The following is a 15,865-nucleotide window of genomic DNA, read 5'->3' as shown; positions in this document are numbered from 1 at the left end:
CGGCAACCTCGACATCTATCCGGAGTTCATAGTGAGAATAGCAGTTATACGCAGCGCCACTCTCGTGGCCTCTCTTCTCGTGGCCGCCTACGCCCAAGCCCAGGACATCGAAGCCGGCAAGGCTGCCTTCAGGAAATGTGTCGCGTGCCATGCCACGGACACGACCACGAACAAGGTTGGTCCGCATCTCGGCGATGTCGTGGGCCGTACCGCGGGCACGGCGGAAGGATTCAATTTTTCGCCTGCGATGAAGAAGGCCGGCGAGGATGGTCTCGTCTGGGATGAGGCGAGCCTCACCGAGTACCTCGCCGCTCCCAGAAGCAAGGTGCCTGGCACCAAAATGGCTTTCGCTGGCATCAAGAAGCCCGATGAACTGGCAAATCTCGTCGCCTACCTGGAGACCTTGCCGGAGTGACCATGTCCTCGACCGGGCTCGCTCTTTCGAACCCCTGCCAAGCCGGTGCCGCCGGAGCCGTCATTCCGGTTGATATGGCCGCGGCCAAGGCGGTTGCCGCAGTGGTCCAGGTCGCAGAAACAGAAACGCTCGATCTGCTCGCTGCCAACGGGCGCATACCGGGGCCAGATTTGGTCGCAAGGCTCGACCTGCCGCCGTTCGACGCATCAGCGATGGACGGCTATGCGGTGAAGGCGGACAACTTCGCGAAACCGGGGCCGTGGCGGCTCCGGGTCGAAGGGCGCATCGCGGCAGGTGACGTTCCCAGGCAATCCTTCGAAAGCTCGGTTCGCATCCTGACCGGAGCGCCGGTTCCACGAGGATTCGATACGGTCATCATGCAGGAGAAATGCCGCGTCGAGGGCGACGTCATCATCGTTGGAGAGAGACCGCGCATTGGCCAGAACGTGCGGATCGCGGGCGAAGATTTGCGTCGCGGCGATATGCTCGTGAAGTCAGGGGACCTCCTGAAGGCCCAGCAGCTTGCCCTTCTTGCCGGGCAAGGGATCGCCAAGATCGAAGTTCGCCGGAAGGTTCGTGTCGGCCTGATCTCGACCGGAACGGAACTTTGCGAGCCGGGCCAACCGCTTCATCCGGGACAGATTTTCAACTCGAACCGCGTCATGCTGCGGGCTCATTGGGTTGAAGTGATTGACTTCGGCATCGTTCCCGACAGGCGCGAGACGATCGCCGCGACGCTGGCCGACGCATCGACGCACTGCGACGCGATCATCACGACAGGGGGCGTCTCGGCTGGAGAGGAAGACCATGTCACCTCCGCGGTGGCGGCCGTGGGCGGCATGCTGGATGTCATGAAGGTTGCGATGCGCCCGGGCAAACCTGTGAAGGTCGGAAGGCTCGGTACGGCGCTGGTCCTCGGCCTACCCGGCAATCCAAACGCCACTCTGGTTACCTTCCGCATGATCGCCCTTCCGGCGCTCCGGAAGCTGGCCGGCCTGTCGAACACGGCACCGATCTGGACGCAGGCCGTCGCCGATTTCGCTTACGAGAAGCGTAGTGACCGGACGGAATTTGTCCCGGTGCGCGTCGGCGCAGACGGTTCGGATGGGTTGAAACGCCTGAGCATGATCGGGCGCGGATCCTCCGCCAGCCTGCGAGCGATCTCGCAAGCCGAGGGCATTGCGCTGCTACCACCCGGCGTAGATCGCATCGAGCCGGGGATGCGTCTCGCCTTCGAAGCGATTTAGACCTTTTCGTCATCGTCTCGTCATGCTAACTGCCAAGAAGTCGATTCATCGAGAAAGGCAGATATATGGACAAGAAGGCATCGCTGGCGGCGCTGGGAGCCCTCGGCCAGGAGACGCGACTCGACATCTTTCGCCTGCTCGTTCGAGCCGGAGCCGATGGCATTCCGGCCGGCGAGATCGCGACCGGGGTGGGTGCGGTCCAGAACACGACATCCTCGCATCTGAAGATTCTCGCCCATGCCGGCCTCATCCGTCCCGTGCGCGACGGGCGCATCGTTCGATACGTGGCCGACATGACCGGCTTTCGCGACCTGCTCGCCTACCTGATGGAGGATTGCTGCAACGGTTCGCCCGAGCTCTGCCGCCCCGTCATCGATGCCGTCACCTGCGATTGCTAGGAGCGACCGACATGTCCCAAAAACTCTACAACGTCCTCTTCCTGTGCACCGGCAATTCCGCCCGCTCGATACTCGCCGAGGCGATCCTGCGCAATCTCGGAGCCGGCCGCTTCAACGCGTTTTCCGCAGGTTCACAGCCAAAGGGCGAAGTTCATCCCTTCGCGCTCGAACTGCTTCGTAGCCTTAAACAGGACACTTCGTTCGCCGGATCCAAAAGCTGGGACGAGTTCGCGGGACCTGATGCGCCGAAGATGGATTTCGTTTTCACCGTCTGTGACAACGCGGCCAACGAATCCTGCCCGGTCTGGCCGGGGCAGCCTATGACCGCGCATTGGGGAATTCCCGATCCGGCCGCGGCCGAAGGCACTGACGTCGAGAAACATCTGGCTTTCGCCGAGGCCTATCGGCAGCTCTCGAACCGGCTCTCGGCTTTCCTGTCCTTGCCGCTTGCCTCGATCGACCGAATGTCGCTGCAGACGAAGCTCAGCGAGATCGGGCAAGACCGGTCGATGGCCGGCTGAAGGATTCAACCATGACGGACACGACCTTGGAACCGGGCCGCGCCGCGCCCGGCGGCATCGGCTTTTTCGAGAAGTGGCTCTCTGTGTGGGTGGCGCTCTGCATCGTCGCCGGCATTGCGCTGGGCACCCTGCTGCCGGGCGTGTTCGGCGTCCTTGCGGGAATCGAGTATGCCTCCGTCAACCTGGTCGTGGCCGTGCTCATCTGGGCGATGGTCTTCCCGATGATGGTCAATGTCGACTTCGCCAGCCTGCGCCATATCGGCGACCGGCCCAAGGGGCTTGTGCTTACCATCGTCGTAAACTGGCTGATCAAGCCGTTCACGATGGCAGCCCTCGGCGTGCTGTTCTTCGAATACATCTTCGCGCCGTGGATCGAACCTGCCGACGCGCAGCAATACATCGCCGGCCTGATCCTGTTGGGGGCCGCGCCCTGCACCGCTATGGTGTTCGTCTGGAGCCAGATGACACGCGGCGACGCGACCTACACGCTCGTGCAGGTGTCGGTGAATGACGTCATCATGATCTTCGCCTTCGCGCCGATCGTGGCGCTGCTGCTGGGCGTGACCGACATCGTCGTGCCGTGGGCGACGCTCATTCTTTCGACGGTCCTCTACGTCGTCATTCCGCTGGCCGCCGGCGCGATCACCAGGAGCTGGCTCGTCGGCCGCGCTGGCGGCGGGGGGAATGCCGAGCAGGCCGTGTCGGAGTTCACCGGACGGCTCAAGCCGATCTCGGTCATCGGCCTGCTGGCGACCGTGGTGCTGCTGTTCGGCTTCCAGGGCAATGTGATCCTCGCCAACCCGATGCTGATCGTGCTGATCGCAGTGCCGCTCGTGCTCCAGTCCTATGGCATCTTCGCCATCGCCTACGCGGCGGCCAAGGCCTGGAAGGTGCCTTTCAACGTCGCCGCGCCCTGCGCGCTCATCGGCACGTCCAACTTCTTCGAACTGGCGGTAGCGGTGGCGATCAGCCTGTTCGGTCTGCATTCGGGCGCGGCACTCGCCACAGTGGTCGGCGTTCTCGTCGAAGTGCCGGTGATGCTGTCGCTCGTCGCCTTCGCCAACCGCACCCAGCACTGGTTTCCGAAAGGCTGAGGGAATGGAGGCCATCGATTGGAAGCACGATGCCTCCCGTCACTCGGATCTGCGACGCAAGACTGGCCTGCTATGAGAATGGAGAACGCCAGTTCCAGCGCCTCCGGGGCCGGGTTAGATCGTGTGGTCCATAACCCGATCACAGCGGCGATGGCGGGAGCAGCCGCTCTCCTGGTGGCGTTTGCCATTCATTCGTCGAGTTCCCTGGTGGTAGCCGCATTGGCGGGCGGCGCTGCGTACGCCGCCGCGAGCCTGCTTCTGACCGCATGGCCCACGGATCCGGCGCGTCATGCAGAGCCTCGACGCACCGCAAATGCCCTTGTGCAACATGGCTCCGCTTTCGCGATCGTCTATTCAGTGGTGTTCCTCGCAAACCAGGTGTCAGACGCCCCGCAGGAGTTCTTTTGCGCGAGCACCGTTCCTTGGTCGCCCGCGATCTTCGCCGGAGGCGCATACGTGCTCGCGGTTCTCAGCGAACTCGGCCGCAGGCAGAACAGATCGGCTGTTGTGCACGTGATCTGGGTGGGAATTGCGTGGATTGCGCCCTGGTACGGCTTCTTTAACGTGACCACTGTCACGGGCGCTGGGCTGGCCCTTGCCTGCGAAGGTCGGAGCCTGAGCGACTATGCCATTCTCGCTGTCATGGGGGCGACTGCGTCAATAGCCGGAACGTCGGTAGGCCGATGGCTCGCGGCCGGGCTGCCAAATCAACCGATCAACCCTTACCAGGACCTCTGACCCGAATGACCATCACGATCTACCACAATCCCGACTGCGGCACGTCGCGCAACACGTTGGCCATGATCCGGCAGTCCGGCGAGGAGCCGGAGGTGATCGAGTATCTCAAGACACCGCCCTCGCGCGAACGGCTGCTCGAACTGATCGCGGCCATGGACATCGTACCGCGCGACCTCCTGCGCGAGAAAGGCACGCCCTACGCCGACCTTGGTCTCGGCGACGCGAAGTGGACCGACGACGAGTTGATCGATTTCATGATGGCCCATCCGATCCTCATCAACCGGCCAATCGTCGTCACGCCTCTTGGGACGAAGCTGTGCCGACCTTCGGAGGCCGTGTTGGACATTCTACCCAATCCCGACATCGGTCCCTTCACGAAGGATGACGGCGAGGTCGTCATCGATGCGGATGGCCGACGCGTTCGCTGAATTTCGAACAAATTCGAAATAGAGTTGACTATGCTTTCGCGCGGCGCTATTTCTATTTCTAGAAAACTCGAAATAAAGTAGCGAGCGGCGCTGCCGCGCGTGCCCTGGAGAATGCGAATGACCGATACCGCCCAGCCGATGGACAGCTTCGCCAACCTCGTTGAGGAGCAGTTTCGGCCAATCGATCCCGAAGCGCTGCTCGACGCACCGCGCTCAACACACCCGCCGCGTATTCTCATGCTTTACGGCTCGTTGCGCGAGCGCTCCTATTCGAGACTGGCGATAGAGGAGGCAGCGCGCATCCTGCGCCGGCTGGGCGCCGAGGTGCGCATCTTCAATCCGGCGGGATTGCCTTTGCCGGATTCCGTTCCTGCGGACCACCCGAAGGTCAAGGAACTCCGCGAGCTTTCGATGTGGTCGGAGGGGCAGGTCTGGTGCTCGCCCGAGCGTCACGGCTCGATGACCGGCATCATGAAGGCGCAGATCGACTGGCTGCCCCTGTCGCTTGGCGGCGTGCGGCCGACTCAGGGTCGGACCCTTGCGGTAATGCAGGTCTGCGGCGGCTCGCAAAGCTTCAACGCGGTGAACCAGTTGCGCGTGCTCGGTCGGTGGATGCGTATGGTCACCATCCCGAACCAGTCGGCGGTCGCCAAGGCCTTCAACGAGTTCGATGCCGAGGGCCGCATGAAGCCGTCGCCCTACTACAACCGCATCGTCGACGTGATGGAGGAACTGATGAAGTTCACGCTCCTGCTGCGCGACAGGACCGACTACCTGACAGACCGCTACTCCGAGCGCGTCGAAAGCGCGGAGGAAGTGTCGAAACGGGTGAACCAGAAGTCGATCTGACACGCGGGCACGTCAATCCTTGCGGACCATGCGGCCGGAGAGCCTGGCTGCCGCGGACACGGTGTTGTAGATCGTGCCATACTTCCGGACATTCGTGTGCAACAGTTCAATGCGACGGTCGTCCTCGTCGGTATCCACGACGATCTCGTAGTCGATGTCGGACATTCTCGGCGGGGCGTCCTGGCGCACGCCGTGCAGTCGCACCTCGACACCCCGAAAGCCGAATTTCAGCATCGGTGCCGCGCGCTCGATTCCCTTGATCATGCAGGCCGCCAACGATGCCAGCAGCATCTCGGCGGGATTGAAGGCGTCGCGGCTACCGCTCACATCCGTGTCGAGCCGCACCTCGGCGTTCTTGCAATGCGCCACGCTCCCGTGCGCATCAAGCCGTGTAGCTTCGATAGTGTACTCCAACATGGGAACCGTCCTCCCGGTCATTGGATACACTATCTCTTTCCCGCCCTCCGCATGCCATGATCGAGATCAACAACACCCGCCTCCCCCTGCGAGTTGCGCCAGTTCAGATGATCGCCTGACGCACCTTCGCCGATACCCCTTCCGACAGCACCACCGTGGCGAGGATGACCGCGAAAATCACCGTCACTTCGGCCCAAGCGAGGCGTGCCAGCGAAGATTCGAGCTGGACGCCGATGCCACCGGCGCCGACCAGTCCGAGGATCGTCGATTCGCGAATATTGATGTCCCAGCGGAAAACCGAAATGCCGGCGAACGCAGGCAGCACCTGCGGCACGATCGCATAATCCATCACCTGCCACTGCGAGGCGCCCGTTGCCTCGACTGCCTCGACCTGACTCTCGTCGATCTCCTCGATCGCCTCATAGAGCAGCTTGGCTATGAATCCGATCGAGCGCAGCCCTATCGCCAGGATGCCGGCGAGCAAACCCGGACCGATGATGGCCACAAGCAGAAGTGCCCAGATCAGTGAGTTGATGGAACGCGACGCGACGATGATCAGCAGCGCGAGTGGTCGAATGAACGTGGTGCTTGGCGTGGTATTGCGCGCCGCGAGGAAAGCGACGGGGATGGCGAAGCAGATGCCCAGCAGTGTACCCAGCGTCGCGATGTTGAGCGTGTCCCAGATCGGTAGCCACAGGCGCTCCATATAGGCCCATCGCGGCGGCCAGGCGCGCGACAGAAGGTCTGCGGCCTGGCGCGGCGCATCCTCGACGAACATCCAGATCGTGTTCTTATTCATCACCTGCCAGGAGAAGACGAACAAGGCCACAAGCGCCAGCCAGCCGATCCACATGCTCCATTGCGCCGCGCTCGTGCGCCGACGCCAGATTGGTCCGGTGTTTGACGTTGAAACCGGCATCACTGCACCCATCTGCGAACGTAGCCCGATGAATATTCCGCGAGCATGACGATGACGATGATGAGGATGAGGATCGCGCCTGCGGTGTCATATTCATAGCGGTCCATCGCGGTGTTCAGCGTCGCGCCGATGCCACCGGCGCCGACGATACCGATGACCGCGCTCTCGCGAAAATTGATATCGAGCCTGTACAGCGACAGGCCGATCAGGCGCGGCATCACCTGCGGCTGGATGCCGTAGTTGATCACCTGCCACCAGCCCGCGCCGGTCGCCCGCACCGCCTCGGCCTGCGCCTCGTCGATGTCCTCGATGTCCTCGGCCAGCAGCTTGGACAGGAAGCCGATCGTGGCGAAGGAAAGGGTCAGGAAGCCGGCGAAGGGTCCGAAGCCGAACATCGCGACGAACAGGATTGCGATAATGATTTCCTGGAACGAGCGCGACACCGCGATAATGGCACGGCATACGGCGTAGACGGGCCGCGGCGCGACGTTGCGCGCCGCGCCTATGCCGATGGGGATCGATATCAGAACGCCGACAACCGTCGAGGTGACCGTCATCGTCAGGCTCTCTTCCATGCCGCGCCAGATGTCACGCGCGCGGCTGGAAAAGTCTGGAACCAGAAAACCCTGGATAAAGCGCAAGCCGCGGTCCAGACCGTCATAGACGCGCATCCAGTTGACATCGACCGTCGAGATCGCCGCGACCAGATAGGCGAGCGCGCCAAGATAGATGAGCCAGCGCAGCCAGTCGCGCTTAATGAAGAGAGGCGGCCGGCGCCATTTGCGGGAAGGTTGAGAAACGACGCTCATGCAAGGCCGGCCATGCGCTCTTCAAGGGCGTGCGCTTCTTCCGCCTCGTCCTCGTCGCGCTGCTGGCGCATCTGCGTCCAGTCCTCCTCGCCGTAGATCGAGGTCAGTGCGTCGTTGTCGAGCGAGGCGGGCGGCCCGTCGAACACGACCTCGCCGGCGCGCAGTCCGATGATGCGATCGACGAACATCTGCGCCAGCACGACGTCGTGTATGTTGATGATTGCGGGAAGGCCGCGCTCGCGGCAAATTTCGGCGATCAGCCGCATAATCTGGCGCGAAGTCTTCGGATCGAGAGACGCCGTCGGTTCGTCGATCAGCAGCAATTCGGGATCCTGTTCCAGCGCGCGGGCGATACCGACGCGCTGGCGTTGGCCACCCGACAACGCATCGGCGCGCTTGTCCGCGTGCTCGGTCAGGCCGACGCGCTCCAGCAGGGCGAAGGCCTTGTCGACATCGGTCTGCGGAAAACGACGCGAAAACGAACGCCAGAACGGAACGTATCCGAGCCGTCCGGACAGCACATTTTCCATCACCGTGAGCCGTTCGACCAGCGCGTATTCCTGGAAGATCATGCCTATGCGGCGGCGCACTCGCCGCAATTCGCCACGGCCGATCCTGGCGATGTCTCGGTCGCCCAGCATGATGCTGCCGGACGTTGGTTCGACCAGCCGGTTGACGCATCTTATGAGCGTCGACTTTCCAGCTCCGGAGGGTCCGATCAGGCCCACAACCTCGCCGGCGCCGACTGAAAACGTAACACCACGCAGGGCGCGGTCGCCGGCCTTGTATTGCTTGGCGAGGTTGTCGATGCGAAGCATGTGGCGGTTCTCCTGCCGTCCTTACACCAACACCTCGCGCGGCGGCGCCGCGCGAGGTGTTGGTGTCGGTGATCTTTTGCCGTCAGCCACAAGTGTATGAGACGCCATTTGCCTCGTCGATCTGGCGGATCACGCTCCAGTCCTCCTGGAAGGTAATGGGAATAAACTGCGCCTCACCCGACTTGGAAAACTCTTCCTCCAGCTTGGTGCCGGCCCAGTCGAAGGAGAAGAACGCCTCCTTGATCTTCTCCTGCAATTCGGGCGTGAGATTGTGGGCGACGCCGTAGCCTGTCGTTGGAAAGGTCTGCGACGTGTAGATGATCTTGAGCTGATCCTCGGTGACGACCTCGCGCTCGATCATGCGGGCCTTGACCGAGTTGGCGACCGCTGCCGCGTCGTAGTCCTTGTTGGCAACGCCTAGCACCGAATTATCATGCGCGCCCGAGAAGGCTGGCGTGTAGTCGGTCTCCGGCAGCATGTTGAACTCGGCCTTAAGCAGTGCCGAAGGGGCCTTGAAGCCTGAGTTCGAAGTCTCGGCCGTAAAGGCGAGCGTCTTGCCCTTGATGTCCTCGACCTTGTCGATGCCGGAATCGGGATAGGTGATGATCTCCATCTCGTAGCCGAAAGAGCCGTCGGCGGCCGCCATCATGGCGAAGGGACGGAATCCGGCACAGGCGACTGCGAGTGGGTTCGAACCGGTATTGAAGCCTGCGATATGCAGGCGACCGGCCCGCATCGCTTCGATTTGCGCGGCGTTCGACTGAACCGGGAAGAACTGAACCTGCTTTCCGGTCAGTTCGGTCATGTGGTCGAGGAATTCCTGCCAAACCTCGGCATAGACCGCCGGGTCCTCGACCGGCGTATAAGCGAAGATGAGTGTGTCAGGATCGACCTGATCTGCCGCGTCGGCCGGAATATCAGCGATCAGGTCGCCGTCAGCGTCCTGAAAACGACTGTCGAGCATGAACTCTGCCGATGCGGGCGCGCTGAGCATAGTGCCGAGCGCGAGGGCGATGATCATCCGTTTCATATCTGGCTCCCGTTCCTGATTTTGTTCCCTTGCCGGCTATCGCGGTTCGATTTCAGATTTGTGACGGTCTCGAATTCTCCCAGTCCGACCTGCGGCCCGAAAACGAACATTAGCCGGCGTGTCGCCAAATGCTATGCGCACTGCACAATCGTCCTGACTCGACAGATGTGGGTCACGAAACAGTCAACTACCTTGGAGACCGCGGGAGCGCGAGTTGGCGTCCACAACAAATGATTCTAATTTCGACGTTCATCGAAATTCAATTGACCGCAAGCTCCACCCTAGCTACGTTTGTCGCATGAGGATCGAACAGGCAGCCACGCAACTCGAAGCGCTCGGGAACGCCACCCGACTGAACATCTATCGCATCCTCGTGCGTGCGGGCGCTGAAGGACTGGCCGTTGGAAGCATCCAGGAGAAGCTGGGCATTCCAGCCTCCACCTTGTCACATCACTGCAAACGGCTGGTCGATACCGGACTGGTGAGCCAGGAGCGGCAGGCCACGACGCTCATCTGCCGCGCCCAGTATCCGGCGATGCAGGCACTGATTGGGTACCTCGCCGACGAATGCTGCGCGGACGGAAGCTGCCCGCCGGACCAAATACCACGGGTCACCACCGAGCAGGCATAGCGTTCCCTTTTTTTGGCCATTTAATTCGAATATTCGGGAAGGATCGAAACATGAACAAGATCACGAGAGAATTGCCCGTTGCAGTGATCGGCGCCGGTCCGGTGGGCCTTGCGGCCGCCGCACGTCTGGTTGAACGCGGCCTGCGCCCCATCCTTCTCGAAAAAGGCGCCCGCGTCGGCGCGGCAATCCTCGAATGGAGCCAGGTCCGCGTCTTCTCGCCGTGGGATTACAATGTCGATGCCGCGGCCAGAGGACTGCTGGCTGCGGAGGGTATTGTGGCGCCTTTCGGCCAATACCTGCCTACGGGCGAGGAGATCGTAGCGCAGTACCTGGAGCCGCTCTCGAAGCTCCCTTCCATCGCTGCCGGGCTTCGTCTCGGCGCAGAAGTGACGGGCATTACCCGCGAGGGGCACGACCTGATGTCAAATGACGGACGCGCGGACGCACCGTTTGTGGTGCGATATCGCGATGCCCAGGGCGAGCAGCGCCTGCTCGCCAGCGCAGTCATCGACGCTTCGGGAACCTGGTCGCGTCCCAACCCGATCGGGGCGGACGGACTTACCGTGCCGGGTGAAGCCGAGGCTTCGGACCTGATCGCTTACGGCATTCCCGATGTGGAGGATGCTGAGCGCGACACCTATGCGGACAAGCGTACGCTGGTTCTCGGCAGCGGGCACTCCGCAATCAATGTGGCACTGGCGCTGCTCGACCTGCAGGTGAAGGCGCCAAGCACGCAGGTGCTGTGGGCGCTCCGGCGCGACCGTATCGAGCGCCTGCTCGGCGGCGGTGTGAACGACCAATTGCCGGGGCGCGGTGCGCTGGGACTTGCCGCGAAGCAGGCGATCGACGAGGGCAGGCTGAACATGCTGGCTCCTTTCGTCGTCGAGCGTGTTGGACGCACCAGCACCGGCCTGAGGGTCGAAGCCACGCTGGGTGGCCGAAAAGTCATGGAGGATGTCGACCGCATTGTCGTTGCAACAGGATTCCGTCCGGATTTCTCATTCCTGCGCGAGCTGCGCCTGGGACTCGATCCCGCGGTCGAGGCGACGCCGGCGCTTGCGCCGCTGATCGACCCAAATTTTCATTCCTGCGGCACCGTCCCTCCGCATGGCGTGGATGAACTGACCCATCCGGAACCGGGTTTCTTCATCGTCGGCTCCAAGTCCTACGGCCGCGCGCCGACCTTCCTGATGGCGACAGGCTACGAGCAGGTACGCTCCATCGTCGCCGAGATTGCCGGCGATCCGGTCGCTGCCCGCCAGATACACCTCGTGCTTCCCGAAACCGGCGTCTGCAGCGCGCCGACCGAGATTACGGCCACATCGTGCTGCGGCGGTCCAGTGCCGGCGGCTGTCGATGCATGCTGCGTCGACGACGCGGTAGCCAAGGCCAAAGGCGAGGCCGGCTGCGGCTGTGCTTCGACGACTGCCGAACCTGTTACGGCCAAAGCCGCCTGCTGCCAGAGCGCGGCGTGAAGGTTTCATCCATACCTGCTGCGTCAGGCTGGTTCATCAGCGCGCTCGGTGCCGCCCAGATCTGTTCGTGGGGGACGCTGTTTTATGGCTTCCCCCTGATCGCCGAGGCGATGCGAGCCGATCTCGGCTGGTCGAAGCCGACGCTCTACGGCGCGGCCACTCTCGGCGTGCTGCTCGCCGGACTTGCGGCCTATCCTGTGGGCGCCGCGATCGACCGCGGCCATGGGCGGATGCTGATGTCCGGAGCTTCGGTCTTGGCGGGGATCCTTCTGGCAGCCTGGTCGCAGGTGGAAGGACTCGTTGTCTTCTATATCGTGCTCGCCGGGTTGGGATGCATGCAGGCTGCCACGCTCTACGAGCCCGCATTTGCCGTCATCGCGCGCCGCGTCGGTCCGCTCAACGCCCGCAAGGGCATAACCGCCCTAACGCTGTGGGGCGGGTTCGCCAGCACCGTCTTCATCCCCGTCATCCAGTTCCTGATCGAGATGCAGGGCTGGCGCGGTGCGCTGCTCGTCATGGCCGGAGTGAACATCGTCGTCTGCGGCGGGCTCTATCTCTTGGCCATCGACCCTTTGCACGATGCCCCGATCCGGGCTGCCGAGCCCGACGAGACCCCGCCAGCGGCGGGACGAGCAGCGGTCGCAGCCGCCATGCGCAAACCGTCCTACTGGGGCCTCATGCTCGCCTGGGTGTCCTATGCCCTCGCCTTCTCGTCGCTGACCTATCACTTCTTTCCGCTGCTGCTCGAACGTGGCCTCGATTCGGCCGGCGCCGTGCTTGTCCTGACGGTCATCGGTCCGGCACAGGTCGCAGGCCGCATCCTGATCCGCGCGTTTGCCGCCGAAGCCCCGGTGCGGTCAGTTGGCTCGGTCGTCGTCGTGGTCTTTCCACTGGCCGTGATTGGCTTGGCCTTCGCCCCACCCGAAGTCCTCGTCATCGCGGGCGTAGCCGCCTTCTATGGTGGGGCGAACGGCATGATCACCATCGTGCGCGGCATGGCCGTGCCGGAGATGGTGACACGGGACGGCTATGGCGCGGTCAATGGCTCGCTCGTCGCGCCGATGAACATCATGACCGCGCTCGCGCCCCTCGGCGCAGCGCTTCTCTGGCAGGCGAGTGGCGGCTACGGCGCGGTTCTGGCCGCGATCTTCATCGGCTCGCTGACGCTATGCGCCGGGTTCTGGTTCGCAGCGGCGCGGAGCTGAGCGCGTGGAGCCAACTTGGATCGGACCCGGTCATCGACCTTCCGCGCATTGCATCGATCCATCAGAAAAAGGAAGTGCAGGAATGACCAAGCTTGTGTGGATGACCGATCTTCATCTTGTCGAGAGCGGCTCTGATCTTCCAGCAGGTGTCGACCCGTTGACGGGGCTGCGTGACGCGATTGAGGAGATCAAGCGATTCCATAGTGACGCTGTGCGACTTGTCATCTCCGGCGATCTTGTGCAGCAGCGTAACCCCGGCGCCTACCGCATCCTGCGAGAGGAGCTTGCGTCGCTTTCCATCCCCGTCAGGTTGATTGCGGGAAACCATGACGACCGAGAAGCACTGCTCGATATCTTTCCCGAAGCCGGACAAGGCGAATTCGTTCAGCAAGCGGAAGATGTAGAGGCGGGAAGATTGATCTATGTGGATACCAAGGCGTCAGACGGCAGCCACCACGGTGAACTCTGTGACGTCCGTATCGAATGGCTCGCCGACCAGGTTCACTTGGCTGGAAGTCGTCCGCTGCTCTTGTTTCTTCACCATCCCCCGTTCGCTATCGGCGTTCCGGCGCTCGATCGGCTTCGCCTCCTCAACAGCGATGGGTTGGCGCGACTCCTTAAGAACCGTACGGCGCCAACACATCTGTTTTGCGGACACCTGCACAGGAACGTGTCGGGGGCTTGGAAGGGCCATCCAATCCAGGTTCTCAAAAGCACCCATGTTCAGTTCGCTCTCGATATGACGGGTGAGAGGCTTACCCGATCCTCCGAGCCGCCTGCCTACGCGGTAATCGAAATTCGGGACGGCGATACTGTTACGAATTACCGCGATATCTCGCCCAGAGGTACTGGAATCCTATCGGCGGTTAGCTAGGACCAACTCCTCCAACTGGTAGACTTGCCAGCAACTGACTGGCCTGCTCCAGCGATTAACACCGACGAGAGGAGCGGACGGCGGCTCTCTATATGCCTTGACCGTAACCGGACGAGCAGAAGACGCCCGCGTTCATGCCGAAATCCGAAATCCTTTCGAAGGGCGGGTTTCGAGTCGCGGGCAAACCAAGCCGAACGACCGGGATGGGGTCCGCAAGCTGACTGGGCAAACTTTGCCTGACGGGGCAGCCGCAGAACGGCAGCTTGCCGCCGCGCGTTTCCCAAAACCGGACAGGCAGCAGACGGCCCCAAAGCTGCTATCTTGGGGCTAGCTAACGCGATTGTTGTCCGGCGCAGGTCATCAGTATTGGCGTCATCGTCCTCACATGGTCATCGATCCGCTGGAGCACCTTCTCCGGAATCACGGCCCGTTCCGGCAGTCCCCCCGGTGTTCGTTGACGCGCTCGACGGTCTCCATCACGGTCTTCAACACCGCCGGCTCGGGCAGCTGGCGCGGACATGGCTTGCCGAGCGCGAGGCCGACCTGCTCCTCTCGGCTACTTCCACGTCGTGTTCGCCCAGCGGCCGAGGTCGCCGACATCGCCTTCCAGAACAGGGCGTTGGTCTACGATCTGATGTTCAAGGCGGCGTCGGAGACGATGCTGACGATCGCCGCTGATCAAAAACACCTCGGCGCGCGATCGGTATCACCACCGTGCTCCACACCTGGGATTCGGCGATGACCCGCCACCCGCACGTGCACATGGTCGTGCTGGGCGGCGGCATCGCGCCTGACGGAAACCACTGGATCCCGTCACGCGCAGCCTTCCTGCTCCCGGTGCGCTTGCTCGGCAAGCTGGTCCGACGGCTCTTCCTCACACGGCTGCTCGTGCTGCACGAGGCCGTGCTGCTCGGCGTCTTCGCGACCCTTCCTCTCCCCATGGATTGCGAGCGTGTTGAAGCCAGACGTGCGCTGGGACGTGGGTTCCTCCTGACAAATCCAAACCGGTCACATTGATCGCAAAGCCTGACCGCTAAGACAATTTTTCCATCGCGACCGTCTCTCCATGGCGAAAGCTTCCAGGCAGAGGAGCAATACGCAAATTCACAATGCATCACCGGCGAAATGCATTCATAATTTGCATCATGCAAATGTGCGTGCTAGCCTCGGCTTCGCATTCACAAAAAGAACCAGAGGGACCACCAGCCATGAACCGACTTCTCAGTGCCGTTGCGGCGATGACCATGGGCTTCGCCGTCGTTCAAGTTTCAGCAGAGGAGCTTGTCGTCGCCACCGACACGGCCTTCGTGCCTTTCGAATTCAAGGAAGGCGACACCTATGTCGGCTTCGACATAGACCTCTGGGACGCAATCGCAGGCGATCTCGGCCTCGAGTACCGGCTTCAGCCGATGGACTTCAACGGCATCATCCCTGCGCTGCAGACCAGGCAGGTCGACGTGGCGCTGGCCGGCATCACCATCAAGGACGAACGCAAGCAGGTCATCGACTTCTCCGACGGCTACTACGATAGCGGCTTCCTGCTGATGGTGCCGGTCGACAGCGAGGTTACCGGCGCCGCCGACCTCCCAGGCAAGACGCTCGCAGTGAAGACGGGCACATCGGCGACCGACTATGCCAAGGAGCACTTCACCGAGACCGAGCTGCGGCAGTTCCCCAACATCGACAATGCGTATCTGGAGCTCCAGACCGGCCGCGTGGATGCCGCCATGCACGACACGCCAAACGTGCTCTACTACATCGCCAAGGCGGGCCAGGGCCGCGTCAAGGCGGTGGGCGAGCAGATGATGGCGCATGAATACGGCATCGCCTTCCCGAAGGGCAGCGAGCTGGTCGCGCGGGTCAACGAGGCGCTGGCCAAGATCAAGGCCGACGGCCGCTACGACGCGATCTACGAAAAGTGGTTCGGAACCAAGCCCCAGAGCTGAGTTCCGCCAAAGGGCCGCTGCCGGCTGCGTCTTCCCGCGCGGCGGCCCGCT

At 62.5% G+C, this 15,865-nt stretch carries 18 protein-coding genes and 1 pseudogene; 14 read left to right on the top strand and 5 right to left on the bottom strand.

Annotation, left to right across the window (positions count from 1 at the left end; genetic code table 11):
• The first annotated feature begins 79 nt into the window (after nt 1–79).
• From ACVJNE_RS20855 to arsH, 8 genes are all read left to right on the top strand, one after another.
• Nucleotides 80–415, top strand: coding sequence for a c-type cytochrome (locus ACVJNE_RS20855; protein WP_499568707.1), 336 nt, complete (start codon nt 80–82; stop codon nt 413–415).
• A 2-nt stretch (nt 416–417) separates the two neighbouring features.
• Nucleotides 418–1,662, top strand: coding sequence for a molybdopterin molybdotransferase MoeA (locus tag ACVJNE_RS20850; RefSeq protein WP_499568736.1), 1,245 nt, complete (start codon nt 418–420; stop codon nt 1,660–1,662).
• Between the two features lie 65 nt (nt 1,663–1,727).
• Nucleotides 1,728–2,060 carry an ArsR/SmtB family transcription factor gene (locus ACVJNE_RS20845; protein WP_499568705.1) on the top strand — a complete coding sequence of 111 codons (333 nt, stop codon included), beginning with the start codon at nt 1,728–1,730 and terminating at the stop codon, nt 2,058–2,060.
• 11 nt (nt 2,061–2,071) lie between these two features.
• Complete coding sequence (locus ACVJNE_RS20840; protein WP_499568703.1) at nt 2,072–2,581, top strand: arsenate reductase ArsC; 510 nt, start codon at nt 2,072–2,074, stop codon at nt 2,579–2,581.
• Nucleotides 2,582–2,592: 11 nt separating this feature from the next.
• Nucleotides 2,593–3,675 carry an ACR3 family arsenite efflux transporter gene (arsB, locus tag ACVJNE_RS20835; RefSeq protein ID WP_499568702.1) on the top strand — a complete coding sequence of 361 codons (1,083 nt, stop codon included), beginning with the start codon at nt 2,593–2,595 and terminating at the stop codon, nt 3,673–3,675.
• Nucleotides 3,676–3,753: 78 nt separating this feature from the next.
• On the top strand, nt 3,754–4,413 hold the full coding sequence (locus ACVJNE_RS20830; protein ID WP_499568700.1) for a hypothetical protein: 660 nt from the start codon (nt 3,754–3,756) through the stop codon (nt 4,411–4,413).
• 5 nt (nt 4,414–4,418) lie between these two features.
• Nucleotides 4,419–4,841 carry an arsenate reductase (glutaredoxin) gene (gene arsC, locus ACVJNE_RS20825; RefSeq protein WP_499568698.1) on the top strand — a complete coding sequence of 141 codons (423 nt, stop codon included), beginning with the start codon at nt 4,419–4,421 and terminating at the stop codon, nt 4,839–4,841.
• A 117-nt stretch (nt 4,842–4,958) separates the two neighbouring features.
• The gene (arsH, locus tag ACVJNE_RS20820) at nt 4,959–5,690 is read left to right on the top strand and encodes an arsenical resistance protein ArsH (protein ID WP_499568697.1); all 732 of its coding nucleotides are present in this window, start codon (nt 4,959–4,961) and stop codon (nt 5,688–5,690) included.
• Between the two features lie 12 nt (nt 5,691–5,702).
• Here the strand turns inward: arsH and ACVJNE_RS20815 are convergent, their stop codons facing one another.
• The 5 genes from ACVJNE_RS20815 to phnD all read right to left on the bottom strand — a co-directional run bounded on the left by ACVJNE_RS20815 (nt 5,703) and on the right by phnD (nt 9,683).
• Entirely contained in the window at nt 5,703–6,107 is a 405-nt protein-coding gene (locus ACVJNE_RS20815) for an OsmC family protein (protein WP_499568695.1), read from the bottom strand.
• Between the two features lie 103 nt (nt 6,108–6,210).
• Nucleotides 6,211–7,026 carry a phosphonate ABC transporter, permease protein PhnE gene (gene phnE, locus ACVJNE_RS20810; protein ID WP_499568694.1) on the bottom strand — a complete coding sequence of 272 codons (816 nt, stop codon included), beginning with the start codon at nt 7,024–7,026 and terminating at the stop codon, nt 6,211–6,213.
• Entirely contained in the window at nt 7,026–7,835 is an 810-nt protein-coding gene (phnE, locus tag ACVJNE_RS20805; protein WP_499568692.1) for a phosphonate ABC transporter, permease protein PhnE, read from the bottom strand. Before phnE (ACVJNE_RS20805) ends, phnE (ACVJNE_RS20810) begins: the two co-directional genes overlap by 1 nt.
• Nucleotides 7,832–8,653, bottom strand: coding sequence for a phosphonate ABC transporter ATP-binding protein (gene phnC / locus ACVJNE_RS20800; RefSeq protein ID WP_499568690.1), 822 nt, complete (start codon nt 8,651–8,653; stop codon nt 7,832–7,834). Before phnC ends, phnE (ACVJNE_RS20805) begins: the two co-directional genes overlap by 4 nt.
• An 82-nt stretch (nt 8,654–8,735) precedes the next feature.
• Nucleotides 8,736–9,683 (bottom strand): phosphate/phosphite/phosphonate ABC transporter substrate-binding protein, encoded by a 948-nt coding sequence (phnD, locus tag ACVJNE_RS20795; protein WP_499568688.1) that lies wholly within the window; start codon nt 9,681–9,683, stop codon nt 8,736–8,738.
• 298 nt (nt 9,684–9,981) lie between these two features.
• On the opposite strand from phnD, the gene ACVJNE_RS20790 reads away from it, so the two are divergent.
• The 6 genes and pseudogenes from ACVJNE_RS20790 to glnH all read left to right on the top strand — a co-directional run bounded on the left by ACVJNE_RS20790 (nt 9,982) and on the right by glnH (nt 15,814).
• Nucleotides 9,982–10,314, top strand: a complete 333-nt coding sequence (locus ACVJNE_RS20790; RefSeq protein WP_499568686.1) for an ArsR/SmtB family transcription factor — start codon at nt 9,982–9,984, stop codon at nt 10,312–10,314.
• Between the two features lie 50 nt (nt 10,315–10,364).
• Nucleotides 10,365–11,789 (top strand): NAD(P)-binding domain-containing protein, encoded by a 1,425-nt coding sequence (locus tag ACVJNE_RS20785; RefSeq protein ID WP_499568684.1) that lies wholly within the window; start codon nt 10,365–10,367, stop codon nt 11,787–11,789.
• On the top strand, nt 11,786–12,994 hold the full coding sequence (locus ACVJNE_RS20780) for an MFS transporter (protein ID WP_499568682.1): 1,209 nt from the start codon (nt 11,786–11,788) through the stop codon (nt 12,992–12,994). Before ACVJNE_RS20785 ends, ACVJNE_RS20780 begins: the two co-directional genes overlap by 4 nt.
• Nucleotides 12,995–13,076: 82 nt before the next feature.
• Nucleotides 13,077–13,868, top strand: coding sequence for a phosphodiesterase (locus tag ACVJNE_RS20775; protein WP_499568681.1), 792 nt, complete (start codon nt 13,077–13,079; stop codon nt 13,866–13,868).
• Between the two features lie 501 nt (nt 13,869–14,369).
• A pseudogene (locus ACVJNE_RS20770) lies at nt 14,370–14,798 on the top strand (IS91 family transposase); the annotation flags it as partial.
• Between the two features lie 278 nt (nt 14,799–15,076).
• Nucleotides 15,077–15,814 (top strand): glutamine ABC transporter substrate-binding protein GlnH, encoded by a 738-nt coding sequence (glnH, locus tag ACVJNE_RS20765; protein WP_499568680.1) that lies wholly within the window; start codon nt 15,077–15,079, stop codon nt 15,812–15,814.
• Nucleotides 15,815–15,865 lie beyond the last annotated feature (51 nt).

Source organism: Mesorhizobium sp. DxT, from assembly GCF_058448885.1.
Note: the sequence above shows the minus strand (reverse complement) of the source record. Positions and strands in the feature narration are given on the sequence as shown.